Here is a 26,452-nt window from a genome sequence, read left to right on the forward strand (position 1 = left end):
GACCGGATGAAGAGCTGGCGCATTACCCTCTCCCTGATCCTGATGTATGCCCTGTACTATCTGATCCCGCTTGAATACCGCGCCCTGTGGCAGCCGGATGAGGTTCGCTATGCGGAAATCAGTCGCGAAATGTTGGCCAGCGGCAACTGGGTTTCCCCAAATTTTCTCGGCCTGCGCTATTTTGAGAAGCCGGTAGCGGGATACTGGATTAATAACCTCAGCCAGCTTCTGTTTGGCGGCAACAACTTCTCTGTGCGATTCGGTTCGGTGTTCTCGATTACCGTGAGCGCCGTGCTGGTCTGGTGGCTGGCAATGCAGATTGTCCGGCAGCAGCGTACCGCGTGGCTGGCGGCGATCGTTTTCCTCACCAGTCTGCTGGTTTACGGTATTGGCACCTATGCGGTGCTCGACCCGATGATTACTCTGTGGCTGGTGGCGGCGATGTGCTGCTACTGGCTGGCGGTACAGGCGGAGACTCAGCGGCAGAGGGTGCTGGCGTGGCTGCTGCTGGGGCTGGCCTGCGGCATGGGGTTTATGACCAAGGGCTTTCTGGCACTGGCGGTGCCGGTGGTGGCGATTGTCCCGTGGGCTATCTGGCAGCGTCGCTTCCGCGAAGTCCTTATCTTCGGGCCGCTGGCCGTGATTGCCGCCGTTGCCATCTCCCTTCCCTGGGGAATTGCTATTGCCCGGCAGCAGCCTGATTTCTGGTCTTACTTCTTTTGGGTTGAGCATATTCAGCGCTTTGCCGAGAAAGATGCGCAGCACAGTGCGCCGTTCTGGTACTACCTGCCCGTTTTGATTGCCGGTTCTCTGCCCTGGCTGGGGTTGCTGCCGGGGGCATTATTGCGCGCGGGCCGGGAACGGAACGCCAGTAGAGGTGGCCTCTATCTTTTGAGCTGGGTGGTGATGCCGCTGCTGTTTTTCAGCATTGCCAAAGGTAAGCTGCCGACCTACATCCTGCCGTGCTTTGCACCGCTGGCAATTTTGCTGGCTGACTATGCCGTGCAGTCGGCAAAAACCGGCGGCCGGGCGTTACGCGCCAATGCGCTGATAAACCTGGCGTTCGGTGCACTGGCCGCGCTGGCGGTGTGGCTGGTACTTTCGCCGTGGGGCCTTTCTCACCGTCCGGTGTTCCAGCCGTCCGAGGGCTTTAAGGTGGCGCTGGGCGGTATGGCGTTTTTATTCTGGGCGCTGATGGGGGCCGTCACCTTTATCGGCCGCGGCAGAAACTGGCCGCTCGCCGCGCTGTGCCCGCTCGGTATTGCGCTGGCGGTGGCATTGGTTATCCCGGATAAGGTGGTCAGCTCTAAACAGCCGCAGGAATTTATTCAGGCAACGCAAAAGCAGCTGGAGGACAGCCGTTTTATTTTGTCTAACAATAGCGGAATGGCCTCGGCGGTCGCGTGGCAGCTGAAGCGCAGCGACGTGGACATGTACGAACAGTCCGGTGAGCTGACCTGGGGATTAAGCTATCCCGACAGCCGCGACCGGCTGGTGGCGAGCGATCGGTTTGCCGACTGGCTGGCCGCTCACCGCCGGCTCGGCAATGTGTCGCTGGTGCTGAAACTGACCGACAGCGCTCGCGATGTTGACCCCGGACTGCCCGCACCGGATGAAGTGTATCGTCAGCAGCGGATGGTCCTTTACTATTATCACCAGCAACCATGAATATTCTGCTGATCGTGTTGGTCAGTCTGCTGAGCTGTGCCGGGCAGCTGTGCCAGAAGCAGGCAACGGCAGTTGACGGGAATCCCCGGCCACGGCGGCATCTGTTGCGGTGGCTTGGCATGAGCGTACTGCTGCTGGGGCTGGCGATGCTGGTCTGGCTACGGGTTTTACAGGAGGTTCCGGTAGGGGTGGCCTATCCGATGCTCAGCCTGAATTTTGTCCTGGTCGCGCTGGCTGCTCGCTGGCTGTGGCATGAGCGGCTGTCGCTGCGCCACTGCTGCGGCATTCTGCTGATCGTGGGCGGCGTGGCGGTGATGGGCGGGTATACCTGATGGGCTGGCTATGTGCTCTGGGCAGCGTGCTGCTGGTCAGCGCGGCGCAGCTGTTGATGAAATGGGCGATGATTCAGCTGCCGCCTATCGCTCGGCCGCTGGACTTCGCTGCCGCTATTCTCGCTTTTTCACCGCCCGCGCTGGCGCTGCTGGCTGGTTTGTTCGCCTATGCGTTTTCCATGCTGTGCTGGCTACTGGCGCTGAAGCGTCTGCCGCTCAGCCGCGCTTATCCGCTGCTCAGCCTCAGCTATCTGCTGGTCTGGGGGGGCGCGCTGCTTATCCCTTCGCTCAATGAATGGTTTGTCTGGGGCAAGCTGGCTGGCGGGGCGCTGATCCTCGCGGGCCTGCTGCTGATATTCTGGCCGGACAAAAAAGACCGTTAACCGGCTAAAGGCGTTATGATTGCCGGGTTTTGGGATTTCTAAATTAGCAGGTTATTTAAATGATGGATAAAAATCGCCTTCTGGAGGTTCGGGAGGTCAGCTTTGCGCTGCAGGATAAGCTTCTGCTGGCGCCGCTGTCCTTTTCGCTGGGCAAAGGGGAGTTCCTCTGGCTGACCGGTCCGTCCGGAGCAGGGAAGAGCACGTTACTGAAAATTATTGCCTCGCTGCTGGAGCCGTCATCGGGTGAGGTGATCTTCAACGGCCAGCCGCTGGCGACGTTAAAACCGGAGCACTATCGGCAGCAGGTTTCCTACGTTTTCCAGACCCCGGTGCTGTTTGGCAGCACGGTGTATGACAATCTGGCGCTGCCGTATCAGATCCGCCAGCGCCCGCCGCAGCGGCAGGCGATGATCGACGGCCTGCAGCGGCTGAATCTGCCGGCTGCCGCGCTGGACCGCACCATCGACCAGCTTTCCGGTGGGGAAAAACAGCGCGTGGCCCTTCTGCGTAATCTACAGTTTCCGCCTGATATTCTGCTGCTGGATGAGGTAACCAGCGCGCTGGATGAGGAAAATAAGCAGGCGGTACATCAACTCATTGATGAACAGGTCGGACAGGGCACCGCCGCGATCTGGATCAGCCACGATCGTCATGAAACCGATAACGCGCAGCGCATTCTGACGCTGTCGGCACCGCAAAACCGGGGGCCGCATGAACCAGCATAATATTACCAATGAATCGCTTGGCCTGGCGCTGGTACTGGTGCTGATTGCTCTGCTGGTCAGCAGTAAAGAGAAACTGGGGCTGGAAAAAGACATCGTCTGGAGCGTGGCGCGGGCGATTGTGCAGCTGGTGATCGTCGGCTATGTGCTGAAGTACATTTTCGAACTGGACAACGGCTGGCTGACGGTCCTGATGGTGTTGTTTATCTGCGTGAATGCCGCGCTGAATGCCAAAAAGCGCAGCCGGGCGATCGATAACGGTTTTCTGATTTCGTTTGTGGCGATAACGCTGGGCACCACGCTGACCTTAACTATTCTGGTGCTGAGTCGGGCGATTGAGTTTATGCCGATGCAGGTCATTCCGATCTCCGGCATGATCGCGGGTAATGCGATGGTGGCGGTGGGGCTGTGTTTCAGCAATCTTAATCAGCGCTTTGCCGATAACCGGCAAAAGGTGGAAGAGATGCTGAGCCTGGGGGCCAGTGCGCGGATCGCTTCAGGTAGCATCGTGCGCAGCAGTATTCGCGCGGCGATGATCCCTACCGTGGATGCCGCTAAAACCGTAGGTCTGGTTAGCCTGCCGGGAATGATGTCCGGGCTGATTTTCGCCGGTATCGATCCGGTGAAGGCGATTAAGTATCAGATTATGGTGACGTTTATGCTGCTGGGGACGGCCAGTTTGTCGACTATCGTGGCTGGTTATCTTGCCAGCCGGCGCTTCTACACCGCGCGTGTGCAGTTGAAGCCGTGAAGTCATCACGTAGTACGGTAGCGTATTTGGAACGTTTTCAGGCAGCCGTGTTGCCCGTCAGTCATTGGTCAGGCTGGCAGCTAACGGGCCGCTCTGCTTTGATCTGAAATGATGCGATGTAGATGCCAATGCTCAGGCCCCAAAGGGGCCTGAGAACACCGCTCTCGCACAGTTTTAATACACGAACGTTAGAAATTAACGTTAGCGCTAAGACCGCCGATAAAGGCGTTTTTCACTTCACTGACAGCGCCCGGAGAGGCGACGTACTGCAGGTTTGGCCGCAGGCTGAACCAGTTAGTCAGGCGCGCGTTATAGTAGATCTCGTAGTTATATTCCGAACCGTGCTGGATGGGCAGATAGGTCGGGCTGTGATAATTACTCTCCCCGTTTTCTTCATTAATACGATGCTGCATGCGCCCGTAGTTGCTGTTGACGTGAATGCGTGCCGCACCCATGCCAATTTCATCCTGTGAGCGGGCGGCGAACGGTCCTTTCCAGACAAAGGTCATCGCCTGATAGTTATCGGTTTTCGAGGTGCGTCGATCGTTCATCACGCCCTGTACCGTCATACTCAGGCCACGTTGATTATCACCGTCCATCGCCGTCAACTGCTGTTGCAGCAGCAGATAGCCGCCGTAGGCGTGGGCATCGTCGTTATAGCTGCCGTTGCGATAGCTGGAGTACTTATCGCCGTTGACCGATGAGTAATACACGCCCATACGATAGTTGCCCGGCAGTTTTTCAGGCCCGAACACCGGCTTCCAGCCCAGTTCTACCGGGACCATATTGCCGAGCGTCGGGCTGGTATCCAGGCGGAAGCCGTTCCCGGTATCGTAGTTGCTGGCGGTCTGATTGTAGAAGCCGACCTGCAGGAAAACTTCTGGCGTAAAGTTAAGCTTCACGCGGCCGCCCCACTGGGAAACCGGCCAGTTAAACCAGCGATCGCCGCGCCAGTTTCCCGGCTGCCCGCTGCCGAACGCCAGGTTTTCAAAATTGCTCTGGAAGGAATCAAAATCTTCGCCGACGGTAACACGACCGGCTTTCACTTCGATAAGACGATCGAAGAAGCCTTTATTCATCCAGAACTGAGTCAGGCGCCAGGTCTGACCGCGACCATAAACTTCTTCTACCGATGACAGGCCGCCGGTGCGGGGATCGTTAATATGTTCGGTGAGGTCGTGGCCGTTACGGCTGGTGACGGTGAACTGGAACTGGGTATCGTCCCAGTTGAGCAGTTTCTCTAAATCGAGAGTCGTACCAAACGCCCACTGATCGGTATAGCGGGCGGTGGTTGATGTTTTATAGCCGCCGGCCAGATTGCTGGCGGATTCCATGGTGTAGTTCACCTGGAAATCCACGCCGTCGTCTTTTAACTGCGAACGAAGGCCGCCCCAGTCACCGAACATATAGGATGAATCAACGCTCAACGGTGCCATGTCGGCCCGGGAAACCGTAGAGAACATCACCAGGGCACCGCTGCACACTAGCGCGAGTGTTTTCATTCTCCGAACTGTATCTGCTTTTCTTTGCATAATAATGACCTTTTTTATTATCACCCGACGGTCTTGCTTCACCGAATTCCATTAACGGTTAACCGCCGGGCGCGTAGAGATAAAATGCTGTTGTCATGCCTGCCGTAGTCAATGTTTTACGACTGCTGTATGACAGCATGTAAACAAGTGGCAGGGATTATATTTTTGTGCGGAGAATGCTTAGCGAAGTGAATTTATTGTATGGAAATAATTAGCATGGTTACTATTTATTTCTGTGACAGGTAATATATAGCGTGAGTCCCGCCAGTTTAGCAGTGTAATTAACCGGCGGGTAAAACTTAAAACTTAATTTCAGCGCCCAGACCGCCAACGAACAGCCGTGAGTTGTCTTCTACAGCTCCGGGTTTGGTTGTTTGTTGCAAGTTAGGATGAAGAATAACGTGGGGCGTTAAATGATAGTTATAATAAAGATCGTAGTTAAACCCTTCGCCGTGCATTAGCGGCTCCGGCCTGCGATCCTGATAATCCGGCATGGGGGATAAGCTGTTGGCGAGAGGTTTAGCAGTATTAGTATTTGGATAAACAGATGATGTCTGCTGTTCGGGTATATTATTCAGCGTTAACGGTTTTGCGCAAAGCGTGCTGCTGAAGAACAGCATCGCCAGTGCGGCAGTGCTGGAAAACATGGCATAGCGCCAACTTTTTGAGGATGATAGCCTTTCCATATGTGACCCCCTTTATCGATACCATCAGTGGTGAAATCCTTTTTGTTCTCGTTGTCATTCCACCATGCCCCTCGGTGACGGTTTCTCTCAAAAATGCGTTTTAAGGACATTTTTATGATATTGAGGGCAGACAGCATCAACTGATTTTCACCTGGTAGAGGGTTAAGGTAAGATGTCCTCAATGCAATTGAAGGGAGTTTTGATAAGTATTGATCAGGGAGGGAGTCTATGAGAAGACTACTGTTTGCTATATGGTGTGTGTTTTCTTTTGTCTTATCTTATTTGATATTCTTTTTATTGATTACATTTATTCAAATCAATATTATCCCGCGTGAAATGCTGGAAAATTTTCTCGAACTTTTATCAATGACCGGTGATGTAGCCTTTACCCGCTGGCTCTATTTCTCAGGAAGTGGGTTATCGTTACTTTTAGCTATTATGACCTGTCATGAAGTGTGGGCGATGCAGCATCACGCTGAAGCCTGAAAATAAACGCCCGTTCGCGGGCGTTTTTTCGTTAATAGTTTCGCGATTTTAACGGGTTAACTATCTGCGGCCGAAAATTTTAGCCGCCAGGAAACCGACCCCGGCTGCAATCGCCAGTGAAACCAGCGGAGAGTCTTTGGTCTTGGTTTTCACACAGTCCAGCGCATCATCTATGGCGTAGGATGCCTTTGCCGCCTGCTGGCGGACTTTCCCCTTAAATTCATGCTCAGGAGAGTCGACGGCTTTGCCAAATTCTTCCTGGCCTTTGCCGAGAGCTTCTTCCGCTTTATCGTTCGCTTTATCAAACAGACTCATACTGCCTCCTTTGATGGCATGATTTCCTCATGTGGGATAATAAGCGTAGCCCACTGAGGGCAGATGAGTGTCGGAATTTGTATGAAAATATGAATTTACGTTTAACCGGATGTAAAAAAGGGTGGATCGCTTGATCCACCCTGAATGTTAAATATCAGTGATAACCTTCGTCCGGCTTAATTTTCCCGCGGAAGACGTAGTAGCTCCAGAAGGTGTAAACCAGAATCACCGGAATAATCAGCAGACCGCCAACCAGCATAAAGCCCTGGCTCTGCGGTGGCGAAGCCGCATCCCAAATGGTAATCGACGGTGGGATGATGTTTGGCCAGATGCTGATGCCGAGGCCGGTAAAGCCAAGGAACACCAGTGCGAGTGTCAGCAGGAACGGCGTGTAGTGCGCATGGCGCTTCAGTGCGCTGAGCAGGCCCCACGCAGCGGCCAGCACCAGCACCGGAACCGGCAGGAACCAGAACAGGTTAGGCAGGCTGAACCAGCGGTGCATAATGTTCTCGTGCAGTAGCGGTGTCCAGACGCTGACGATGGCAATCACCACCAGCAGCGCCAGCAGCAGCGGCTTGGTCAGCGCGGTCATTTTGCGATGCAGTTCATTTTCGGTTTTCATAATCAGCCAGGTGCTGCCCAGCAGCGCATAGGCCAGAACCAGACCTACTCCGCAAAACAGGCTAAACGGCGTCAGCCATGCCAGCGCCGGGCCACTGTAGGTACGGTTGGTGACTTCGAAACCGTTGATCACCGCGCCCAGCACGACACCCTGGCTGAAGGTGGCAACAAACGAGCCGCCGATAAAGGCTTTATCCCAGAACGGACGGTGTTCTTCGGTTGCCTTAAAGCGGAACTCAAAAGCCACGCCGCGGAAAATCAGGCCGATCAGCATAATCGTTAACGGTGCGGCAAGTGCAGTGGTGATCACCGCGTAGGCTAACGGGAAGGCACCAAACAGCGCGGCGCCGCCGAGGATAAGCCAGGTTTCGTTGCCGTCCCACACCGGGGCGACGGTATTCACCATCATGTCGCGCTCTACCGGGTCCTTATTGAACGGGAACAGGATGCCGATACCGAGATCGAAGCCATCCATAATGATGTACATCAGGGTGGCGAAGACAATGATGGTAAACCAGATAATGGAGAGATCGATTCCCATCTTATTTTCCCTCTTCCGATGAATTGAGTTTTTCCTGCACCGCCGACAGTGGGCGAGAAGGCGTGTGCGAAGTCCCCGGTCCACCTTCTGGCGTATGGTCACCTTCACCTGCCTGTGGACCTTTTTTGATCAGGTTAGCCAGGTAGGTGTAGCCGATGCCGAACACGGAGATATAAACCAGGATAAAAGCGATCAGCGAGATTGCCATCTGCAGCGTACTGTGCAGCGAAACGGCATCGCGGGTGCGGAGCAGGCCATAAATGACCCACGGCTGGCGCCCCATTTCCGTGGTAATCCAGCCTGCGACCAGCGCAATCAGCCCGGATGGCCCCATCAGCAGCACAAACCACAGGAACGGACGTGAGGTGTAAAGACGCTGTCCGCGGCGCATCCACAGGCTGACAACCCCCATCAGAATCATCAGCATGCCCAGGCCAACCATGACGCGGAATGACCAGAATACCACCAGCGAGTTTGGACGATCTTCTTTCGGGAAACTCTTCAGTGCCGGAACCTGTTTATCGAGGCTGTGAGTCAGAATCAGGCTGCCGAGGTAGGGAATCTCCAGCGCATAGCGGGTTCTTTCTTCTTTCATGTCCGGGATGCCGAACAGGATCAGCGGTGTGGCTTCACCCGGTGGGTTTTCCCAGTGTCCTTCAATCGCGGCAATCTTGGCTGGCTGATGTTCAAGCGTATTCAGGCCGTGTGCATCACCGATCATCGCCTGAATCGGCGACACGATCAGCGCCATCCACAGCGCCATTGACAGCATTTTGCGAATGGCGGGCGTATCGTTTTTACGCAACAGGTGCCAGGCTGCCGAAGCGCCGACGAAGAACGCGGTCACCAGGAAAGCCGCAACGGACATATGCAGCAGTCGGTAAGGGAATGACGGGTTGAAGATGATCGCCATCCAGTCGGCAGGGACCACGATACCGTTTTCCACCGCGTAGCCCTGTGGCGTTTGCATCCAGCTATTGGAGGCGAGTATCCAGAAGGTGGAAATAATCGTTCCCAGCGCCACCATGCAGGTTGCAAAGAAGTGCAGTCCACGGCTGACGCGGTTCCAGCCAAACAGCATCACGCCGAGGAAGCCGGCCTCAAGGAAGAATGCGGTCAGGACTTCATAGGTCAGCAGCGGGCCGGTGATACTGCCGGCAAACTGCGAGAATCCAGCCCAGTTGGTACCGAACTGATAGGCCATCACCAGGCCGGATACCACGCCCATTCCGAAGTTGACGGCAAAGATTTTTGACCAGAAATGATAGAGGTCGCGATAAACCTCGTTTTTGCTTTTCAGCCACAGACCTTCCAGTACCGCAAGGAAACTGGCCAGCCCGATGGTGATAGCGGGGAAAAGGATGTGAAAGGCTACGGTAAAGCCAAACTGTATCCTTGCCAGGTGATACGCATCTAATCCGAACATTGCTTACCTCGATCTAACATAATACTGCCTTTTATTTTTTTACCCACAATTAACAAATAGACTACATTATGGAAAAGTGAAGGTGGATAATTGCGGGATTCTCATCGACTACGGTTTGATCCTAAGACCAAATCAGGTGAAGGAGTAGTAACAGTAATATTGATCGCGGCTATAACAGCAATCATTATTACGTTGAAGTGTTTCGCGGTGAGGTTAAATCGCTGGCGGAAAATGTTAAAGCATACTGGTTAAATGATGATTGGATGTGAATGAAATGTATAATTATGATGAATAAGGGTTTTTTGTCTCTGTCGGTTCGGGGGAAATACGAGGGAAATTTCTTCTTGAGAAGAAAGGTCGACGTTCATTTTATCGTTTTTTTATAGCTGCGAGGGATATAAATATAATTTTGTGGAACAGTATGGATATAATAACCACAGAAAATATAAAGGTTTAGTGAAATATGTAAACTGTGTGTTATTTTTTTAGAGTGTAATTGAAATTGTTAATTTATCTGCATTTTTAGAACCTTACCTCATCCTGCTATTTTCAACACCTCCCCGGAAAATGTTAATAATGTAATACATAAAAACACGCATATTGAAATATTTAGTTACATTTTTATGCGATTTATCTGTTCGATGATTGTCGAAAATCAAGATTTCACTGTGCGGAATATGCGCATTAGCCGCAGTGCAGACCGGCGTGCTATAACAGCGATACAGGGCCACCGTCGGCCATTTTACAGGGGAGGGAAGATGGATATTCTGCTGGCGCTGTTGCCGGTTTATGCGGCCTACTTACTGGGAACGGCCAGCCCGGGCCCCAGCAATATGGCCATTATGGGGGTGGCGATGAGCCAGGGGCGACTCCCTGCTCTGATGCTGGCTGCCGGTGTGATCAGTGGTTCGCTGTGCTGGGCGCTGCTGGTCGCGACCGGACTGTCGACGCTGCTGCTGGCGTGGGCGCAGGCGGTGACGGTGATTAAGATCGTCGGCGGAATCTACCTGCTTTGGCTGGCGTTTAAGGCGGCCCGCAGCGCAGCACACAGCAAGCCAAACCAGCCGAACGCAGCCGTAACGATGCCAGTCTCTTACCGCGCGCTGTATCGGCGTGGTTTACTGCTGCACCTCAGCAATCCGAAGGCGATACTGGTGTGGACAGCCATTATGTCTCTGGGGATTCATGCTGGCGCTTCACCGCTGCTGCTGCCGCTGATTGTCTGTGGCTGCGCGCTGCTGGGCATCTTAGTGTTTGGCAGCTACGCGCTGCTGTTTTCTACTCAGATGATGAGCCGGGGCTACCAGAAATGCCGTCGCGGAATTGAAGGCGTGTTTGCGCTGTTCTTCACGGCGGCGGGAATTAAGCTGCTGTTCTCACGCTGAGCGTCCAGCGGCGGCTGCATAAGCTCCGCCGCTTTTGCCGATGATCAGGGCTGGTAACCTGCCAGCTCGGTTTCCGGCATTCCGGCTTCACGTGCTGACTGACACAGCTGCTGCCAGCTGTTGGCATCAATCGGAATACCGTGCTGCTGACGTTCGGCGCGCTGTTCTTCTTCCCATTCACCGGGCACTTTAATCGGGTGTTCACCTGCCTGCGGGGAGGCTTTCGTCCAGTCAATAAACCGTTGTGCTTCCTGCTGCATTTCCGGTGCATCGAACGCGGCAGGGTCCAACACGATACTGGTCATACAGTTGAAAATCGCTGCGGATGAGGTTTGCAGCGAATCCTGGTGGGTGGTTTTGCCGCCGGAAAGTGCGCCACCGAGAATTTCACACATCACCGCCAGCGCATACCCTTTATGCAGGCCGAATGCCAGCAGAGAGCCGTAAGGCGTTTCATGCATCACGGCGGGATCGCAGGTTGGCTGGCCGTGGTTGTCAATCAGGTTCCCCTCGGCAACCGTTGCGCGCTTATTCCACGCCACGCGGGTTTTACCGTAGGCAATGCCGCTGGTGGCGAAGTCCAACAGCAGCGGCGGCTGGCCGGGGCGCGGAAAAACGGCGCAGAACGGGTTAGTGCCAAACCGGCGGTCGCTGCCGTTAAAAGGAGCGACGAGCGGATCGCCAACGACGTTGACAAAGTGGAACGAGATAAATCCGGCGCTGGCGCACATCTCGGCCCAGTGACCAATACGGCCGATATGGTGAGAATTACGCAGAGCGATGGCGCACATGCCCAGCTCGCGGGTACGGCCAATGGCCAATTCCATCGCTTCAGCGGCCATCACCTGGCCAAATCCCTGTTGGCCATCAACCGTTAACACGGCCCCGGTATCCTTGACGATCCGCAGTTCACAATTTTGTTGCAAATTTCCTAACGCGCGGGAGGTCATATAGGTAGGGATCATGCCCACGCCGTGGGAATCATGGCCGGCAAGATTGGCGGCAACAAGATGATCGGCAATTTTTCTTGCTTCAGACTCGCTACTGCCAGCATGCTGCCACAGGCTGTTAACCATCTGGTGCAGTTTAGCGGGGTGAATACGAATTTCGTCCATCGTTACGCTCCATGTTTAGCCGTCGGGTGACGGGGTTTTATTGGCCTGCTGCGATGAGTATCGCAGTATACAATTGACCATATCCTATCCGTCTTGTGACTGGGGAGCGTAGCGTTTTTATAAAAAAAGCCCACGAAACGTGGGCAAATAAAGCTATTTCTCGACTTTACCATTGGGTGGTACAGGGGCATGGTCGCACAAATTCTGTATAAAATATAATTGGTTATATAGATCGATTAGTTGATATCGATCTTATAAATCGATTACGGAAACAGCTGAACAAATTCCGTTACGAAAGCCGTTTCACTGACGTCTGAAGTTTACACTTTAGTTAGTGAGGCTGATAAAAACCGGCCTTGATCATTTCGTCACGGAGCGCCTGCGTTATTTGCCGGTTACCTCCGGTGACGGGATAAATCACATTATTTACAACATCATCCAAGTAGTGCTCTTTAAACTCCTGGCAGGTGAGTTGCGTGCCGCCTTCATCATTGATAGCAATCGAACCTTTGATATGGTTTCCCGCATCTTTGGCTGTCAGGCTGTAACGGCCCATGCTGGTATTGATTGTGCTCATAGGGATCTCCTTGTATACCCTGCCTCTTTCAAGCACCCGGTTTGATAGTTGCCGGACAATCCGTTCCCTTTAATGAGCTTGAACAGAGTGGGTATAACGGTCAGGGTGAAGTTGGTAACAAGTGAGTCCTTAAGAAAGATGACTTCATAAGTTTAGCTATAAAGCGCCGCATCCGGAGAGGATGTTCCGAGCAAAATGACAGTTTGTGATGGCAATCGCTAATAAATGAATGGTTATGTAAAGGTAAATTGCATCGGGTGTAGTGAACATCATGGCCACTACACCGTGATGCAGGGGTTTAACCCGCAATAGTGATATCTATATTCATTGCTGCCAGCTCACGACTGGCGGACGCCGAAAGATGTGGATCGGTGATTATGCCATCAAACTGTTCGAGCGGTAGTGCCAGAAAAGTGGCAATTTTATTGTATTTTGAACTGTCGGCCAGCAGTACCCGTTTACGGCTTACTTCGCTGGCAGCACGCTTAACGGCAATTTTTTCCTCATCCGGCGTGAAGATTCCGCGCGTGCCCCAGCAGGATGCCGAGATAAAAGCGATGTCAATGGACAGTCCGCGCAGGGCCTGAGCGGCGGCTTCTCCAACGCTGGATCGGTTATCGCGACACAGGGTGCCGCCGGTGTGGATCATCCTGCACTGGCTGCCATCAATCAGAAAATTGGCAATGGCGAAATCGTTGGTGACGATCAGCAGATCATCACGAACGCTGAGTTCGCGGGCAAGCGCCAGCGTGGTGGTGCCTGCGTCCAGATAGAGGCAGCTGTTACGGGGAATATGCTGGGCTGCCGCAGCGCCGATGGCTTGTTTTTCCTGGCTGAACATACTGGTTTTATCCAGATGCGAAGGCTCACTGGATAATCGCTCCGTAGAACGCACACCACCGGAAACCAACATTACCGCTCCCTGTTCTTCCAGCTTTTGCAGATCGCGGCGAATCGTCATATGGGAGACCGCCAGTCGTTCGGTCAGTTCGGCAATACTGACTACGCCACGTTCCTGCACCAGCGATAAAATTTGTTGATGGCGTTCAACGGGTATCATGAACTCTCCTTGCGAATAAGCGGCGTAACCTGCAAACGGTGTTGAAAAATGTCATCGGCTCAGCGATACAACACCACAATTTTTACCAATTTATCACGCCGAAGATTTTCCGTCACAGCTTTTCAGCCAGTGAATTCACCTATCCTACTGAATAATGATGATTTTATTTTCATAAATATTCTTTTTCCACTGTTAATCTATGTGAACCTTGTTGTCCTTATTGTTAATTATTGTGATGAGCATCACCAAGTTTGCGGTTTAAAACGCCTATACTTCACACAAGAAAACAAATTATCACCAAAATTAACACGGAGAGCGTATGTCAAACGCAGCATCAATGTCGGTTTGTGTCGTTGGCCTCGGTTCTATGGGCATGGGCGCGGCGCAATCCTGTATTAAGGCAGGCCTGCGGACCTGGGGCGTGGATCTCAATCCACAGGCATTGCAAACCCTGCGCGATAGCGGCGCACAGGCGGCAGAGAGCCGTGCGGATGATTTCGCCGACCAGTTGGATGCGGTGCTGCTGCTGGTGGTCAATGCCGCTCAGGTTAAGGCCATTCTGTTTGGTGAAAATGGCCTGGCTTCACGCTTGAAGCCGGGGGCCGTCGTGATGGTTTCCTCGACGATTTCTTCCGCCGATGCGCAGAGCATTGAACAGCAGCTGGCGCAGCACCAACTGATCATGCTGGATGCGCCGGTTTCCGGTGGCGCGGTGAAAGCCGCGGCGGGCGAAATGACGGTGATGGCTTCCGGCAGCGATGCTGCCTTCGAGCGCCTGCAGCCGGTGCTGGACGCGGTGGCGGGCAAGGTGTATCGCATTGGCAGTGAAATCGGTCTTGGCTCGACGGTGAAGATTATTCATCAGCTGCTGGCCGGGGTGCATATTGCGGCCGGAGCAGAAGCGATGGCGCTGGCGGCACGTGCGGGTATCCCGCTGGATACCATGTACGACGTGGTGACGAACGCGGCGGGAAATTCATGGATGTTTGAAAACCGCATGCGCCACGTTGTTGACGGTGATTATTCGCCGAAATCCGCCGTCGATATTTTCGTGAAGGATCTCGGTCTGGTCGCTGATACGGCGAAAGCACTGCACTTTCCGCTGCCGCTGGCCTCAACGGCGTTCAACATGTTCACCTCCGCCAGCAACGCAGGCTACGGCCGCGAAGACGACAGCGCGGTGATCAAGATCTTTAGCGGCATTACGCTGCCGGAAAAAAAGGAGCAGAAATAATGCGCCTGGGTGTGATTGCTGATGATTTTACCGGTGCTACCGATATTGCCAGTTTTCTGGTGCAGAACGGTATGTCAACGGTGCAGGTTAACGGTGTGCCGCAGGACGAGCGCCAGCTGGATGCCGAAGCGATTGTGGTTAGCCTGAAGTCGCGTTCCTGCGCGGCGGAAAAAGCCGTTGAGGATTCCCTTGCGGCATTGGCCTGGCTGCAACAGCAGGGTTGTGAACGGTTCTATTTTAAATACTGCTCGACCTTTGACAGCACCGCGAAAGGGAATATTGGCCCGGTCACCGATGCGTTGCTGGCCGCGCTGGGTGAAACGCAGACGGTGATTTCGCCGTCGCTGCCGGTGAATGGCCGTACCGTCTATCAAGGGCATTTGTTCGTGATGAACCAGCTGCTGTCCGATTCAGGTATGCGCCATCATCCGGTTACGCCAATGACCGACAGCAATCTGCTGCGGCTGATGGAAGCACAGGCAGCGGGTAAAGCCGGGCTGATCGCCAGCCAGACGCTGGATCGCGGTGCTGAGGCGGTACGGGCAGAGCTGGCCGAACTGGCGGCAGCGGGCGTGCGTTATGTGGTACTGGATGCGCTTAATGAACAGCATCTGCTGACTCAGGGGGAAGCGCTGCGTGAGATGAAGCTGGTGACCGGCGGTTCCGGGCTGGCAATTGGTCTGGCGCGGCAGTGGGCAACCAGCGGCTGGGATCGCGAACAGGCGCAGGCAGCGGGTAAACCGCAGGGTGGACGGGCGGTGGTCATCTCCGGTTCCTGTTCGACGATGACCAACCGTCAGGTTTCCCGCTACCGTCAACAGGCGTCCTCGCAGGCAGTTGATGTGGAACGCGCGCTGCAACAGCGCGAGGCCTATGCACACGAGCTGTGCGACTGGGTGGCGAAGCATGGTGATGAGCCGCTGGCGCCGATGCTGTTTGCCACTTCTGAACCGGAAACGTTGCAGCGGATTCAGCAGCAGTACGGTGCACAGCAGAGCAGCGAGGCCGTTGAGCAGCTGTTTGCCAGCGTAGTACGTGAACTGCAACGGCGGGGCTGGCAGCGCTTTATCGTTGCCGGAGGCGAAACCTCGGGCGTGGTGGCGCAGACGCTGAACATTGATGCTTTCCACATCGGTCCGGTGATTTCCCCCGGGGTTCCGTGGGTCAGATCGGTCACGCAGCCGGTGTCCCTTGCGCTGAAATCCGGTAATTTCGGTGATGAAAACTTTTTTGCCCGGGCGCAAACGGAGTTCGTAGTATGACTGAACAGCAGGCACGAGAAGAAATGGTCCGACTGGGGGCCTCATTTTTCCAGCGCGGATATGCCACCGGTTCGGCAGGGAATTTATCGATGCGCCTGGAGGACGGCACGCTGCTGGCGACGCCGACAGGCTCCTGCCTTGGTGAGCTGGTGGCCGAACGACTGTCGAAGGTCACTCCGGAAGGAGAGTGGATCGGTGGCGATAAACCCTCGAAAGAGATCAGCTTCCACCGTGCGATCTATCAGAACAACCCGGAGTGCGGTGCCATCGTGCATCTGCACTGCCTGTATCTGACCGCACTTTCCTGCCTGGAAGGGCTGGACAGCAAAAACTGCATTCGCCCTTTCACGCCGTATGTTGTGATGCGCGTTGGCGATGTGCCGGTTGTTCCTTATTATCGTCCGGGCGATCCTCGTCTCGGTGAGGATCTGGCGAAGCTGGCGCCGAACTACCGGGCATTCCTGCTGGCGAATCACGGACCGGTGGTGGTGGGGAAAACGCTGCGTGAGGCGGCGGATAATACCGAAGAACTGGAAGAGACTGCCCGACTGATATTTACCCTGGGCGATCGCCCTATTCGTTATCTGACCGATGACGAAGTGGCTGAATTACGGAGCTGAAGACATGCCTAAGTTTGCTGCTAATCTGTCTACCCTGTTTAACGAACTGCCTTTCCTTGAGCGCTTTGATGCGGCGGCAAAGGCTGGCTTTAAAGGCGTTGAATTTTTATTCCCTTACGATTACGACGCGGCGGTACTCAAAGAGGCGCTGACGCGTAATAACCTGGAGCTGGTATTGTTCAATACCGCACCGGGAAATGCGGCGGCGGGAGAGTGGGGCGTTTGCGCTATCCCGGGGCGCGAAGACGATGCCCGTCGCGATATCGATCGTGCGCTGGAGTATGCGCTGGCGCTGAACTGCCGCCAGGTCCACGTGATGGCGTCGGTGGTGCCGCCGGGTGCCGACCGCGAAGCCTGGTGCCAAACCTTTATCGACAACGTACGCTATGCGGCTGACCGCTTTGCGCCACACGGTATTCGCGTGCTGCTTGAGGCGCTGAACCCGAAAACCAAGCTGAACTATCTCTACTCCAGCCAGTATCAGACCCTGGACATCGTTAAGCGCGTCGACAGGCCCAATGTTTTCACCCAGCTCGATCTGTTCCACGCACAGCTGGTGGATGGCAACCTGAGCCATCTGATCGCCGATTACGTCGGTCAGTACCAACACATTCAGATTGCCTCTGCGCCCGATCGCCATGAGCCGGATGAAGGCGAGCTGAACTATCCGTGGCTGTTCGATCTGATTGATCGCAGCGGTTATCAGGGCTGGATCGGCTGCGAATATTTCCCACGTACTACCACTCTGGAAGGTCTGGGCTGGTTCGACGCCTGGAAATAATCTGACGTTATGACTCACCACGCTGCGCAAATTCTGCGCAGCGTCGGGTTTCTGTTGCCTGAATCTGGCTAAATGCCAGGGAAAAAGCTGCTGCTAACAGTGCTCTAAAGTACTGAAATAAAATAATTATTGAGGCTTTTTATGTCTACCGCCCTGTTATTAACCATTGCCGTTGCCAGCGTGCTGATTTTGCTGCTGCTGGTCATCAAAGCTAAAGTACATCCCTTTGTCGCCTTGCTGGTGGTTAGCCTGCTGGTCGCCATCGCCACCGGTATTCCCGCCGATAATATTATGAAGGTCATTTCCGCCGGAATGGGCGGCCTGCTGGGATCGATAACCATTATTATTGTGCTGGGTGCAATGCTGGGGGCGATTATTGAATGCTCCGGTGGCGCAGAATCCCTGGCCCAGCGCTTTACCCAGGCGCTGGGAATTAAGCGTACCGTTGCGGCGCTGACCATGGCGGCCTTTATTCTCGGCATTCCGGTGTTCTTTGAAGTTGGCTTTATTATCGTTATTCCGCTTATCTATGGCTTTACTAAGGTGGCCCGCGTTTCACCGTTGAAATATGGTCTGCCGATGGCCGGTGTCATGCTGACAGTGCACGTGGCGCTGCCAACCCATCCCGGTGCGGCGGCAGCGGCGGGGCTGTTAGGCAGCGATATGGGCTGGCTGATGTTGCTGGGTATCGCCGTTTCCATTCCCGTTGGCGTGGTGGGCTATTTCGTCGCGAAAGCGATGAACCGCCGTCAGTATCAGCTGTCGGTCAGCGTGCTGGAACAGTTACAGCTGGCTAAGCCGGAAGGCAGCCAGAGCGCGAAAGATGAGCAGGCTCCCGGCGCCTGGCTGATTTCCTCACTGATCGTCGTACCTATCGTGCTGATTGTGGTGGGCACCCTGGCACACAGCGTCCTGCCTGAAGGCAATGTCATTCGTCAGGTGTTAACGCTGGTGGGAACGCCGGCTATTGCGCTGCTGATTGCGTTGGCGCTCTCCGCCTGGCTACTGGGGCTGCGCCGCGGCTGGAGCCGCGACAAACTGAGCGATCTGCTGGATCGCGCGATTCCCAGTTCGGCGGGGGTAATTCTGGTGGCCGGTGCCGGTGGCGCATTCGGTAAGGTACTGGTTGAATCCGGCGTAGGTAAAGCGCTGGCACTGTCGCTGGAGACGATTAATCTGCCGCTGATCCCGGCTGCGTTCCTGCTCTCGCTGGCGCTGCGTGCCTCGCAGGGGTCGGCCACCGTGGCGATTCTGACCACCAGCGGGTTATTAACCCAGGCGGTGACGGGGCTGAGCGATATGCAGCTGGTGCTGGTGACGCTGTCGGCCTGTTTTGGCGGGCTGGGGCTTTCCCACGTCAATGACGCCGGTTTCTGGGTTGTGACCCGCTATTTAGGCCTGTCGGTTGCCGACGGCTTGAAAACCTGGACGGTGTTAACGACCGCAATGGGCCTGACCGGTTTTGTGCTGGTGTGGCTGCTGTCGGCGGTGCTGTGACGCGCAAATCTGCGAAGCGGTAATCTTCTTCTATACTTAAGCCACAGGGACTTACTGATGAGTCCTGTGGCTTTTTCCTCTGAAGGAGACGAAGAATGAAAATTATTCTCTGGGTCATCGCAATTATTTTTATCGTCGGTCTGTTAACGATTACCGGTGTCTTTAAACTTATTTTTTAATTTTTATTCCTGCCTCTATTCCGGCTACGCGCTATATTTAGCGCGTGGTCGGAATTAAAATGCAATCCTGGCTAAAAGTGCTTTTAGTTTTTTAAAATGTAACTTGTTTTGTTTTTTCTGCTGTAAATATCGATGATTTATTTCTGAATAAATATCGTAATTTTTATTTTCAACTAAACGTCAACATACCCTCTGCATGCGCTGAAATATTTTTTTTGCAGGATATACTCGCAGAACTTATATGGAGTAAAGTGCCAAGGAGATATGATGACGACTAATGAAGAGCAGCTGTTGCAGGATGAAGCGAAGTATTGTTCGTATGGCGATACGGTTCATTACGTTAACCCCCCGAAAATATTTGACCGCTGTCAGGGAAGCTTTCTGTTTGACGCGGAAGATACTCCCTATCTCGATCTGCAAATGTGGTATTCAGCGGTTAATTTTGGCTACGCTAACGCCCGGCTCGATAATGCGTTAAAAAGCCAGATCGATCGGCTGCCACAGTTGGCCAGCCAGTATCTGCATCCCACCAAAATCGAGCTGTCAAAAATTATTGCTCAGGATATGGAACGTAAGTTCGGCCTGCCGGGAAGAGTACACTTTAACGTGGGCGGTTCGCAGTCCGTTGATGATTCCCTGAAGCTGGTACGAAATTTCTGCAACGGTAAAAGCCGGATGTTTGCCTTTGAAGGTGGCTATCACGGTCGTACGCTGGGTGCATCATCCATTACCTCCAGCTATCGCTATCGCCGTCGCTTTGGTCACTTTGGCGAACGCGCTCAGTTTATTCCATTCCCGTATCCGTTCCGCCGTCAAAAAGGCATGACGCCTGAAGAATATGCGGAAAAACTGGTGGCCGATTTTGCCCGCCTGTTTGAAAACGAGTACCACGGCCTGTGGGACCCTAAAGCGCAGCAGGCAGAATTCGCCGCTTTTTATATCGAACCCGTGCAGGGCACCGGCGGCTACGTCATTCCACCGCGTAACTTCTATCCCGCGCTGAAAAAGGTGCTCGATCAGCACGGCATTCTGCTGGTGGTGGATGAAATCCAGATGGGCTTCTATCGTACCGGCAAGCTGTGGTCGATTGAACACTTTGGCATTACTCCGGATGTGCTGGTGTTTGGTAAAGCGCTGACTAACGGGCTTAATCCACTGGCGGGCATCTGGGCGCGTGAAGAGATGATTAATCCGACCACCTTCCCGGTAGGTTCCACCCACTCGACGTTTGCCTCGAACCCGTTGGGCACCGCCGTTGGTCTGGAAGTGATGCATATGCTGGCAGAGAAAGATTATGAACGTCAGGTTATGGAGAGCGGAGCCTATTTCCTTGAAGGACTGAAATCGCTACAGAGCCAGCATAAAGAGATTGGTGACGTTGACGGTCTTGGTCTGGCACTGCGTGCGGAACTCTGCGGACCTGATGGATTCACGCCTGATAAAGCACTGCTCGATAAAATGGTGGATATTGGCCTTTCCGGTACGCTGGAGTATCAGGGGCAGAAAACCGGACTGGTTCTGGATGTGGGGGGATACTATAAAAACGTGATCACCTTTGCACCATCCCTGGAGATCAGTCGCGCTGAAATCGATCAGGCTATCGTGCTGCTGGATCAACTACTGGTTCGGGCAAAACGTGAGCGGTAATCCTCTGCATATGATGAAAGACGGGTACGTCAATCAGTTGGAACCGGCGGGGCTTATTTCGGCGTTTGCACTCCATCCGCCTGAAGGATTTAACGTGCGGATTGCCGAAAACGGCCTGCCGATATTTACCACCCGGTTCGATCTGTTAACGACCGTTGAGCCCGCGCTGCGCCAGCGGTTAGCCCGCTGGCCCGGTTTCCCGGGCTGGCGGAAGTGGCTCACGCTGGATACCTGTTTTATTGGGGCAACGACCAGCGAATATGCCTGCCTGCCACGTCAGCAGGAGCCGGCTGCGTTGCTGGGATGGATTGAAAACCACTGCGGTAATAAGCATTCTCTGACCATTATTAAAGATCTTCCCATTGCCTCGCCGCTGCTGTCAGCAGCGGATAACGACTACAGTCGCCGCCTGATAGCGGCGGCGGAAGCGCAAGGTTACATTTGTGTGGAAGGGCAGGCGCTGGCGGTTGTTCCAATTAATTTTACCAGTACCGATGAGTTTCTGGCGCGCATGTCCCGTAGCCGGCGTCGTAATCTTCGCCGCAAGCTTCGCAGCCGTGATGAGCTTCGTATTGAGGTGATTCACTGTGGTGAAGAACGCCTGGAAGATCCCCACTGGCGTGCTCAGCTCTATCAGTTCTATCTTTCGGTGTGGCAGCAGAGTGAGGTGCATTTTGATTTGCTTAGCGCCGCGTTCTTTGACCATTTGCTGCTGGACCGGCACAGTGCCGGAAAACTGTTCTGCTACTGGCACGAAGATCGGCTGGTCGGTTTCAACCTTTGCTATCAGTTTCAGGGCCGGCTGGTGGATAAGTATATTGGCTTCGATTATTCACTGGCGCTGAAATTTAACCTCTATTTTGTCAGCTGGTTTGTCAATCTGGAGTACGCCATCGAGCAGGGATTGCAGGAATACGTTGCGGGCTGGACCGACCCGGAAGTCAAAGCCAGCCTCGGTGCCAGCTTTACCTTCACCCGGCATCTGGTGCGCGTGCGAAATCCGCTCCTGCGGGCAGCGGTGCGCTATTTCCGTCACTATCTGGAGGGGGATAAAAAGTGGTCCGATCCTCCCCCTGGCTGACGGCAGAAGATCGGCCACTGGTGCTGGATTTCGATGGTTCGGTGGCCGGACTGGATCGGGCAACAGTACTGCCGCTGTCGGACTGGCAGCAGCGGGTCCGCTTTGGGGCCAGCTGGGGCGACTGGATAAAGCTAATGGCCGCCAGTCGGGATCTGTTGCCCGAGCGCTATGGCTGCGTTTTCACCGGAAGTGGGGACTACCACCATCTCAGCTATTTGCTGTTACAGCGTCTGCCAGCGGACCGCCCGGTGCAGCTGATTATCTGCGATAACCATCCGGATAATATGCTCTATCCTTTCGGCATCCACTGTGGCTCCTGGGTTTATCATGCCAGTCGTTTGCCGCAGATTAGTCAAATACACGTGCTGGGTATCTGTTCATCCGATGTTGGTCTGAGTCACGCCTGGGAAAATCATCTGCGCCCTCTGTTATCTAAGAAGCTGCACTACTGGAGCATCGGCGTGGATACCCGGTGGCTGAACTGGCTGGGTGCAGGAAAGTGTAACCACCGTTTTGATAATCCGGATAATTTACTGTCGGCATTTTTACGTCAACTAAGCGACGATCCGGTTTATCTGTCACTGGATAAAGATGTTCTAAGCAAGCAGGTGGTACAAACCAACTGGGATCAGGGATGTTTTGAGCTAAAACATCTGGAATTACTGATTCAGGCCTGTGCCAATCGGCTGGTTGGAATGGACATCACCGGAGAAGTCTCATCATGTGAGTATCACAGCCGCCTCAAACGCTGGTTAAGCGCCGGTGATGGCCAGCAGTTGATATCGGCCAGTGAAGCTGCTGAATGGCAGCGTTCTCAAAACCGTCTTAATCAACGGCTGCTGACTTTTGTACAGCGAGCTTCAGGCGGTTAATGCCGCGCGCAGCACGGAAACAATCTGTGCAAAATCATCGTCTTCAACCCAGTGGCTGTTGCTGATGCTCAGTGAGCGAGCAGCAAAGTCTTCCGCATTGGGTATGGGGGAGGGCAGACATAATGGCATAACGGCGGGATAGCCGAGTAATGTATGAATAAACAGCCGGGTCACGCCTAATCCGGCTGTCCAAAGGTGCTGCATCGCACGATCGCGGGAGGCTCGGTCAGGCATCAGCAGCAGAAAAAATGGCCACACTCCCTGTTGGTGCGGTCCATCCTGCAGGACCGTTACGCCAGCAAGCTGCCTGAGCTCGGCGAGTCTGCTCTTCGCCCGCAGGCTGTTTTGCTGTTGCCAGGCTGAAAATCGAGTCAAAGCCGAGGCGGCGACTCGCTGACGATAGTGGCCCAGAGTGTGCAAAGGGATATCGTCTACGGTGAAATCATCGCCAACGGCGGTAACCGCATCGCCACGGTTTAACGCACTGCGAAGCTGCCGGCCATAAACCCAGTCCAGCCTGTCAGGATGATACATCAGCCGATAGCCCCAGAGTTCGATGATACGGCGCAGCTCCCAGCCCGCGCGCCAGGGTAAATCGTGGGCGATCTGCCGTTCCATCTCTTTTTGCAAGTCAGTAGAGCGGCTGAACAGCACTCCTCCCTCTGCCGTCGTTAACCCTTTTCCCATCGCCAGACTGAAAAAGCCAATGTCTCCCGCCAGGCCGACGCTTTCGCCGGCATTTTTTGCGCCCATTGATTGTGCTGCATCTTCAATGACCGCCGTGTCGTGGGCAGCCGCGATTTGAATCACGGCAGCCGTATCGGCCACCCGGCCAGCATAGTGAGTGACTACGATAGCCAGCGTTTGCGAATCACACAGCTGCGCCAACCGCTCCCTGTCGAAATTAATGCCACCGTACTCCATATCACAGGGGACGATTTTGAGCGGAGGGCAATAATATGCAGCGAGCGCTACCAGCGGGCAGGTCCAGGCGGGGACAATAATACGATGTCGATTGGGCTGGCGCCGCTGTAAGGTGCGCAGGGCAATAATCAGTGCAGCAGTACCTGAGCAGGTTAACAGCGGAGGAGGAATACCCAGTTCCTGCGCCAGTCGATCTGAAAAATCAGCGCGAGGTGGGCGTAAGTCGCGCCAGAGCAGCGGCAATCCGGCGGTTGGCGGCAGCTGGCGTCGAAAAAAAGAACGGCTCATTGTGCCTGCTGTTCCGCTTCAGCCTTAACATGGGCAATTTCACCTATTGCCAGGAAGAGTATTCCGGCGAGGATCAGCAATCCACCGACTATTTTTATAAGTGTCAGGCTGTCATCGAATAGCCATACCGATAACAAAGTGACGCTGATAATTTCAAGGTGGGATGCGGCAAAGGCTGGCCCAATGGGGGCGTATTTCAGCAGCGTCATCCAGGTGAAAAAGGCACCGGCATAGCCTACAAATGCGCCATAAATCCACGGATGGCTGAATACGCGAGAAAGCCACGCGGAATCCATAGTGAGTGGAAATGCATGGATAGCCGCTGCTTTAAAACTGATCTGAGCCAGCGTGTCGAAAATCATCAGTGCGAGGAAACCAACAATGTAGAAACGTTTCATCAATTAATTCCTATTATCGCTACGCCCAGAGAAATCAACAAAATACCGATTACCCGCCAGCGGGTCAGCGATTCTTTAAACCAGATGCGCCCGGCGAGCATAATGGTGACAATGCTGGTTGAGCCAAGGAGCATGCCGACAGAGAGAGGAACAAGCGTGAGGAAGGCCAGCCACAGTAAAAACTCCAGGATATAACACGCCATACCCAGCCAAAGCCACGGCCGTCGCAGCATAAATCGCCACTGTTGCAGCCCTTCATAGTGCACGCTGCCGCTGGCTGCCGCTTTAAATGAGAGCTGGCCCAGGCTGTCGACAAGTATATTCAGTAACCACAATATCAGGGTGAGGTGGCTCATAGTACATCACTCAGCGTAAGCGCCGTGTTAACGCTATAGCGGCGAATGAATGCAATCGAACGTTGAAATAACTCCTGCCGATCGTTATCGATGGTAATCATATGATAGCTATTGGGGAGCAGTACCATTTCCACCGGACCACTGACGGTATCACGCACCAGTTCTGCATTACGGCGATGAGAAATATCATCGTTGCTGGCATGCAACAGCAGGCAGGGGGTGTGAATATGGCGTAACTTGCGGCGGACGTTTCGCGATAGCAGTAAAAATTCGTTGAGTGAAGGCCATGGATTACCCGGCAAACCGGCTTCAGCGCTATTACCACCTTGCATTTTGTCGGCGATTTTTTTTCTCAGGACTTCGTTTTGAATACCGTAAGGCGGTTCTTCATTAAACATTTTGTGGCGACCCACATTTAGCATTCCAGCCAGCGGAAGTAGCCAGGGCGCGGCAAAGCGTGAGAGCGGCGGAATGCTCCACCCGTCGTAGCGAAACGTCACGCTATAGGCCAGTACACCTGCGACTTCTTTGGGGTGAGACGCGGTATACTTTAATGCCAGAACCGCTCCCATAGAGAGACCACAAACGAAAAGCGTATCAACCTGTTTGCGCAGTATGTCTGCGCCGTCGATCACGCTTTGATACCAGTCCTGCCAACGGGTAGCTATCAGGTCTTCAACGCTGCCACAGTGCCCGGCAAGCTGCAGGGCATAGACGGTATATCCCGCGCGATGAAATTCACGAGCCACGCCACGCATTTCAACAGGGGTTCCCGTGAGCCCATGGATCAGTAGCACGCCGATCCGCCCGGCAGGCAGCAAATAGTCGTGCTTTGCGATCATGAGATCTCCTGAGATGAGATCAGCAGTGATTCTTTTGCAACCAGTCGTTCAAGGCAGGTGCGTGCTTCTCGAAAACTGTTAAATGGTGTATGTGGAATTCCTGTCTTCTGGCAATGAGTCAGCAAACTTTTTTTGGCCAGTACATGATCCGCTATGGAGGCCACGCAAAAATCGGATCGCCCGTCGCCTATGGTGATAAATTCGTCGTAATTTAACATTTTCGCCACCCGGCATTTGCAGGTGCCACTTGCATATTGGCAGTCAGGGGAAAAATGCGGAAAGCTGATGCGCCAGCCCCGGTCGCTAACCTGTTCAAGATGGTTAGCAATCACCGGCAGACCAGCAATATTGTTGTTGCGTAAGATATGTTCGATCGCATAATCAAGACCATCACTGACGACATAAAGCGGTATCGCCTCAGCTTTCGCCCATCGGGCAAACCGGCAAAACTCAGAATCGATTTTGATTTGATCCAGGCAGGCATCTATCTGATGGCGAGAAGCATCAAGTAATGATATTTGCCCACTCAGACACTCTCTGGAGCCTATTTCAGCATTTATCCAGCGTTTCTCCAATAATTGCCAGTCAGGATGACCCAGTTTTTCCATTAATGTATCAGTGACATCAGCACAACTAATTGTGCCATCAAAATCACAAACAATAATCCAGTGTGAATCCGTGCGCGTGATAATGCCGGATAATCCCTGCTTTTTCATATATAGCGTCCGACGGTTGATTTGATAAGTACGGTGTTGAACAGATATAGAGAATGATCAATTAATTAACGGAGGCAGTCTATAATAAGCAGGGTAAATAAGACATAAACGGGGTTGTCACATAAACCATTCAGCATGCAACCCCCCTTTAAAAG

28 protein-coding genes are annotated in these 26,452 nt (G+C 53.8%); 15 read left to right on the forward strand and 13 right to left on the reverse strand.

From position 1 onward, the window contains the following. The first annotated feature begins 6 nt into the window (after positions 1-6). From arnT to fetB, 5 genes are read left to right on the forward strand one after another with little or no spacing between them, the layout of a single operon-like run. Positions 7-1,668 carry a lipid IV(A) 4-amino-4-deoxy-L-arabinosyltransferase gene (gene arnT / locus IBT46_RS21380; protein ID WP_200547335.1) on the forward strand — a complete coding sequence of 554 codons (1,662 nt, stop codon included), beginning with the start codon at positions 7-9 and terminating at the stop codon, positions 1,666-1,668. Next, positions 1,665-2,000, forward strand: coding sequence for a 4-amino-4-deoxy-L-arabinose-phosphoundecaprenol flippase subunit ArnE (gene arnE / locus IBT46_RS21385; RefSeq protein ID WP_200547336.1), 336 nt, complete (start codon positions 1,665-1,667; stop codon positions 1,998-2,000). The genes arnT and arnE overlap by 4 nt, the downstream gene beginning before the upstream one ends. Further along, positions 2,000-2,383 carry a 4-amino-4-deoxy-L-arabinose-phosphoundecaprenol flippase subunit ArnF gene (gene arnF, locus IBT46_RS21390; RefSeq protein WP_200547337.1) on the forward strand — a complete coding sequence of 128 codons (384 nt, stop codon included), beginning with the start codon at positions 2,000-2,002 and terminating at the stop codon, positions 2,381-2,383. Before arnE ends, arnF begins: the two co-directional genes overlap by 1 nt. Before the next feature lie 59 nt (positions 2,384-2,442). Further along, positions 2,443-3,108 (forward strand): iron ABC transporter ATP-binding protein FetA, encoded by a 666-nt coding sequence (fetA, locus tag IBT46_RS21395; RefSeq protein ID WP_200547338.1) that lies wholly within the window; start codon positions 2,443-2,445, stop codon positions 3,106-3,108. Then, entirely contained in the window at positions 3,095-3,856 is a 762-nt protein-coding gene (gene fetB, locus IBT46_RS21400) for an iron export ABC transporter permease subunit FetB (RefSeq protein WP_200547339.1), read from the forward strand. Before fetA ends, fetB begins: the two co-directional genes overlap by 14 nt. A gap of 188 nt (positions 3,857-4,044) precedes the next feature. Here fetB and IBT46_RS21405 read toward each other — a convergent pair whose 3' ends face one another. After that, entirely contained in the window at positions 4,045-5,358 is a 1,314-nt protein-coding gene (locus IBT46_RS21405) for a carbohydrate porin (RefSeq protein ID WP_370569511.1), read from the reverse strand. A 329-nt stretch (positions 5,359-5,687) separates the two neighbouring features. Further along, entirely contained in the window at positions 5,688-6,074 is a 387-nt protein-coding gene (locus IBT46_RS21410) for a carbohydrate porin (RefSeq protein WP_200547340.1), read from the reverse strand. Between the two features lie 228 nt (positions 6,075-6,302). Between IBT46_RS21410 and IBT46_RS21415 the strand changes: the two genes are divergently transcribed. Further along, complete coding sequence (locus tag IBT46_RS21415; protein WP_105591005.1) at positions 6,303-6,560, forward strand: hypothetical protein; 258 nt, start codon at positions 6,303-6,305, stop codon at positions 6,558-6,560. Between the two features lie 60 nt (positions 6,561-6,620). On the opposite strand, the gene IBT46_RS21420 is transcribed toward IBT46_RS21415, so the two are convergent. The 3 genes from IBT46_RS21420 to IBT46_RS21430 form a co-directional block, all read right to left on the reverse strand. Next, the gene (locus tag IBT46_RS21420; protein WP_105591006.1) at positions 6,621-6,875 is read right to left on the reverse strand and encodes a CsbD family protein; all 255 of its coding nucleotides are present in this window, start codon (positions 6,873-6,875) and stop codon (positions 6,621-6,623) included. 154 nt (positions 6,876-7,029) lie between these two features. Continuing rightward, positions 7,030-8,037, reverse strand: a complete 1,008-nt coding sequence (gene cydB / locus IBT46_RS21425; protein ID WP_105591007.1) for a cytochrome d ubiquinol oxidase subunit II — start codon at positions 8,035-8,037, stop codon at positions 7,030-7,032. Between the two features lies 1 nt (position 8,038). Continuing rightward, positions 8,039-9,463: a cytochrome ubiquinol oxidase subunit I gene (locus IBT46_RS21430; protein ID WP_105591008.1), complete on the reverse strand. Its 1,425-nt coding sequence runs from the start codon at positions 9,461-9,463 to the stop codon at positions 8,039-8,041. Between the two features lie 758 nt (positions 9,464-10,221). Here IBT46_RS21430 and IBT46_RS21435 point away from each other — a divergent pair. Further along, on the forward strand, positions 10,222-10,848 hold the full coding sequence (locus IBT46_RS21435; RefSeq protein ID WP_200547341.1) for a LysE family translocator: 627 nt from the start codon (positions 10,222-10,224) through the stop codon (positions 10,846-10,848). A gap of 44 nt (positions 10,849-10,892) precedes the next feature. Here the strand turns inward: IBT46_RS21435 and IBT46_RS21440 are convergent, their stop codons facing one another. The 3 genes from IBT46_RS21440 to ygbI all read right to left on the reverse strand — a co-directional run bounded on the left by IBT46_RS21440 (position 10,893) and on the right by ygbI (position 13,600). After that, positions 10,893-11,963 carry a malate/lactate/ureidoglycolate dehydrogenase gene (locus IBT46_RS21440; protein ID WP_200547342.1) on the reverse strand — a complete coding sequence of 357 codons (1,071 nt, stop codon included), beginning with the start codon at positions 11,961-11,963 and terminating at the stop codon, positions 10,893-10,895. 331 nt (positions 11,964-12,294) lie between these two features. Further along, complete coding sequence (locus tag IBT46_RS21445) at positions 12,295-12,540, reverse strand: hypothetical protein (protein ID WP_200547343.1); 246 nt, start codon at positions 12,538-12,540, stop codon at positions 12,295-12,297. A gap of 298 nt (positions 12,541-12,838) precedes the next feature. Next, positions 12,839-13,600 (reverse strand): DNA-binding transcriptional repressor YgbI, encoded by a 762-nt coding sequence (gene ygbI, locus IBT46_RS21450; RefSeq protein WP_200547344.1) that lies wholly within the window; start codon positions 13,598-13,600, stop codon positions 12,839-12,841. 319 nt (positions 13,601-13,919) lie between these two features. Here ygbI and ltnD point away from each other — a divergent pair, with 319 nt between their 5' ends. The 8 genes from ltnD (at position 13,920) to IBT46_RS21490 (ending at position 22,773) form a co-directional block, all read left to right on the forward strand. Then, on the forward strand, positions 13,920-14,834 hold the full coding sequence (ltnD, locus tag IBT46_RS21455; RefSeq protein WP_200547345.1) for an L-threonate dehydrogenase: 915 nt from the start codon (positions 13,920-13,922) through the stop codon (positions 14,832-14,834). Further along, complete coding sequence (gene otnK, locus IBT46_RS21460; RefSeq protein ID WP_234480237.1) at positions 14,834-16,096, forward strand: 3-oxo-tetronate kinase; 1,263 nt, start codon at positions 14,834-14,836, stop codon at positions 16,094-16,096. The genes ltnD and otnK overlap by 1 nt, the downstream gene beginning before the upstream one ends. Then, positions 16,093-16,716 carry an aldolase gene (locus IBT46_RS21465; RefSeq protein ID WP_200547346.1) on the forward strand — a complete coding sequence of 208 codons (624 nt, stop codon included), beginning with the start codon at positions 16,093-16,095 and terminating at the stop codon, positions 16,714-16,716. The genes otnK and IBT46_RS21465 overlap by 4 nt, the downstream gene beginning before the upstream one ends. A gap of 4 nt (positions 16,717-16,720) precedes the next feature. Further along, complete coding sequence (locus IBT46_RS21470; protein WP_200547347.1) at positions 16,721-17,497, forward strand: HPr family phosphocarrier protein; 777 nt, start codon at positions 16,721-16,723, stop codon at positions 17,495-17,497. Between the two features lie 141 nt (positions 17,498-17,638). Further along, entirely contained in the window at positions 17,639-18,994 is a 1,356-nt protein-coding gene (locus tag IBT46_RS21475; RefSeq protein ID WP_105591017.1) for a GntP family transporter, read from the forward strand. A gap of 443 nt (positions 18,995-19,437) precedes the next feature. Further along, positions 19,438-20,820, forward strand: a complete 1,383-nt coding sequence (locus IBT46_RS21480) for an aspartate aminotransferase family protein (protein WP_200547348.1) — start codon at positions 19,438-19,440, stop codon at positions 20,818-20,820. After that, positions 20,810-21,901: a GNAT family N-acetyltransferase gene (locus IBT46_RS21485; protein WP_200547349.1), complete on the forward strand. Its 1,092-nt coding sequence runs from the start codon at positions 20,810-20,812 to the stop codon at positions 21,899-21,901. Before IBT46_RS21480 ends, IBT46_RS21485 begins: the two co-directional genes overlap by 11 nt. Continuing rightward, positions 21,877-22,773, forward strand: coding sequence for a hypothetical protein (locus IBT46_RS21490; RefSeq protein WP_200547350.1), 897 nt, complete (start codon positions 21,877-21,879; stop codon positions 22,771-22,773). Before IBT46_RS21485 ends, IBT46_RS21490 begins: the two co-directional genes overlap by 25 nt. Here the strand turns inward: IBT46_RS21490 and IBT46_RS21495 are convergent. From IBT46_RS21495 to IBT46_RS21515, 5 genes are read right to left on the reverse strand one after another with little or no spacing between them, the layout of a single operon-like run. Beyond that, a complete protein-coding gene (locus IBT46_RS21495) occupies positions 22,762-23,985 on the reverse strand; it encodes a DegT/DnrJ/EryC1/StrS family aminotransferase (protein WP_200547351.1) in 1,224 nt (407 codons plus the stop codon). The genes IBT46_RS21490 and IBT46_RS21495 overlap by 12 nt on opposite strands. Continuing rightward, positions 23,982-24,383, reverse strand: coding sequence for a multidrug efflux SMR transporter (locus tag IBT46_RS21500; RefSeq protein ID WP_200547352.1), 402 nt, complete (start codon positions 24,381-24,383; stop codon positions 23,982-23,984). Before IBT46_RS21500 ends, IBT46_RS21495 begins: the two co-directional genes overlap by 4 nt. Continuing rightward, positions 24,383-24,739: an EamA family transporter gene (locus tag IBT46_RS21505; protein ID WP_200547353.1), complete on the reverse strand. Its 357-nt coding sequence runs from the start codon at positions 24,737-24,739 to the stop codon at positions 24,383-24,385. The genes IBT46_RS21500 and IBT46_RS21505 overlap by 1 nt, the downstream gene beginning before the upstream one ends. Next, positions 24,736-25,581, reverse strand: coding sequence for a carboxylesterase (locus IBT46_RS21510; protein WP_200547354.1), 846 nt, complete (start codon positions 25,579-25,581; stop codon positions 24,736-24,738). Before IBT46_RS21510 ends, IBT46_RS21505 begins: the two co-directional genes overlap by 4 nt. Further along, positions 25,578-26,297 (reverse strand): MtnX-like HAD-IB family phosphatase, encoded by a 720-nt coding sequence (locus IBT46_RS21515; RefSeq protein WP_200547355.1) that lies wholly within the window; start codon positions 26,295-26,297, stop codon positions 25,578-25,580. The genes IBT46_RS21510 and IBT46_RS21515 overlap by 4 nt, the downstream gene beginning before the upstream one ends. Between the last annotated feature and the right edge of the window lie 155 nt (positions 26,298-26,452).

Source organism: Erwinia sp. S38 (assembly GCF_016624545.1).
Lineage (GTDB): Bacteria > Pseudomonadota > Gammaproteobacteria > Enterobacterales > Enterobacteriaceae > Erwinia > Erwinia coffeiphila.

What these genes read in the sequence shown, in the direction of transcription:
- arnT (WP_200547335.1), top strand. Translation starts at nt 7, where the DNA reads ATGAAGAGCTGGCGCATTACCCTCTCCCTGATCCTGATGTATGCCCTG.
- arnE (WP_200547336.1), top strand. Translation starts at nt 1,665, where the DNA reads ATGAATATTCTGCTGATCGTGTTGGTCAGTCTGCTGAGCTGTGCCGGG.
- arnF (WP_200547337.1), top strand. Translation starts at nt 2,000, where the DNA reads ATGGGCTGGCTATGTGCTCTGGGCAGCGTGCTGCTGGTCAGCGCGGCG.
- fetA (WP_200547338.1), top strand. Translation starts at nt 2,443, where the DNA reads ATGATGGATAAAAATCGCCTTCTGGAGGTTCGGGAGGTCAGCTTTGCG.
- fetB (WP_200547339.1), top strand. Translation starts at nt 3,095, where the DNA reads ATGAACCAGCATAATATTACCAATGAATCGCTTGGCCTGGCGCTGGTA.
- IBT46_RS21405 (WP_370569511.1), bottom strand. Translation starts at nt 5,358, where the DNA reads ATGAAAACACTCGCGCTAGTGTGCAGCGGTGCCCTGGTGATGTTCTCT.
- IBT46_RS21410 (WP_200547340.1), bottom strand. Translation starts at nt 6,074, where the DNA reads ATGGAAAGGCTATCATCCTCAAAAAGTTGGCGCTATGCCATGTTTTCC.
- IBT46_RS21415 (WP_105591005.1), top strand. Translation starts at nt 6,303, where the DNA reads ATGAGAAGACTACTGTTTGCTATATGGTGTGTGTTTTCTTTTGTCTTA.
- IBT46_RS21420 (WP_105591006.1), bottom strand. Translation starts at nt 6,875, where the DNA reads ATGAGTCTGTTTGATAAAGCGAACGATAAAGCGGAAGAAGCTCTCGGC.
- cydB (WP_105591007.1), bottom strand. Translation starts at nt 8,037, where the DNA reads ATGGGAATCGATCTCTCCATTATCTGGTTTACCATCATTGTCTTCGCC.
- IBT46_RS21430 (WP_105591008.1), bottom strand. Translation starts at nt 9,463, where the DNA reads ATGTTCGGATTAGATGCGTATCACCTGGCAAGGATACAGTTTGGCTTT.
- IBT46_RS21435 (WP_200547341.1), top strand. Translation starts at nt 10,222, where the DNA reads ATGGATATTCTGCTGGCGCTGTTGCCGGTTTATGCGGCCTACTTACTG.
- IBT46_RS21440 (WP_200547342.1), bottom strand. Translation starts at nt 11,963, where the DNA reads ATGGACGAAATTCGTATTCACCCCGCTAAACTGCACCAGATGGTTAAC.
- IBT46_RS21445 (WP_200547343.1), bottom strand. Translation starts at nt 12,540, where the DNA reads ATGAGCACAATCAATACCAGCATGGGCCGTTACAGCCTGACAGCCAAA.
- ygbI (WP_200547344.1), bottom strand. Translation starts at nt 13,600, where the DNA reads ATGATACCCGTTGAACGCCATCAACAAATTTTATCGCTGGTGCAGGAA.
- ltnD (WP_200547345.1), top strand. Translation starts at nt 13,920, where the DNA reads ATGTCAAACGCAGCATCAATGTCGGTTTGTGTCGTTGGCCTCGGTTCT.
- otnK (WP_234480237.1), top strand. Translation starts at nt 14,834, where the DNA reads ATGCGCCTGGGTGTGATTGCTGATGATTTTACCGGTGCTACCGATATT.
- IBT46_RS21465 (WP_200547346.1), top strand. Translation starts at nt 16,093, where the DNA reads ATGACTGAACAGCAGGCACGAGAAGAAATGGTCCGACTGGGGGCCTCA.
- IBT46_RS21470 (WP_200547347.1), top strand. Translation starts at nt 16,721, where the DNA reads ATGCCTAAGTTTGCTGCTAATCTGTCTACCCTGTTTAACGAACTGCCT.
- IBT46_RS21475 (WP_105591017.1), top strand. Translation starts at nt 17,639, where the DNA reads ATGTCTACCGCCCTGTTATTAACCATTGCCGTTGCCAGCGTGCTGATT.
- IBT46_RS21480 (WP_200547348.1), top strand. Translation starts at nt 19,438, where the DNA reads ATGATGACGACTAATGAAGAGCAGCTGTTGCAGGATGAAGCGAAGTAT.
- IBT46_RS21495 (WP_200547351.1), bottom strand. Translation starts at nt 23,985, where the DNA reads ATGAGCCGTTCTTTTTTTCGACGCCAGCTGCCGCCAACCGCCGGATTG.
- IBT46_RS21500 (WP_200547352.1), bottom strand. Translation starts at nt 24,383, where the DNA reads ATGAAACGTTTCTACATTGTTGGTTTCCTCGCACTGATGATTTTCGAC.
- IBT46_RS21505 (WP_200547353.1), bottom strand. Translation starts at nt 24,739, where the DNA reads ATGAGCCACCTCACCCTGATATTGTGGTTACTGAATATACTTGTCGAC.
- IBT46_RS21510 (WP_200547354.1), bottom strand. Translation starts at nt 25,581, where the DNA reads ATGATCGCAAAGCACGACTATTTGCTGCCTGCCGGGCGGATCGGCGTG.
- IBT46_RS21515 (WP_200547355.1), bottom strand. Translation starts at nt 26,297, where the DNA reads ATGAAAAAGCAGGGATTATCCGGCATTATCACGCGCACGGATTCACAC.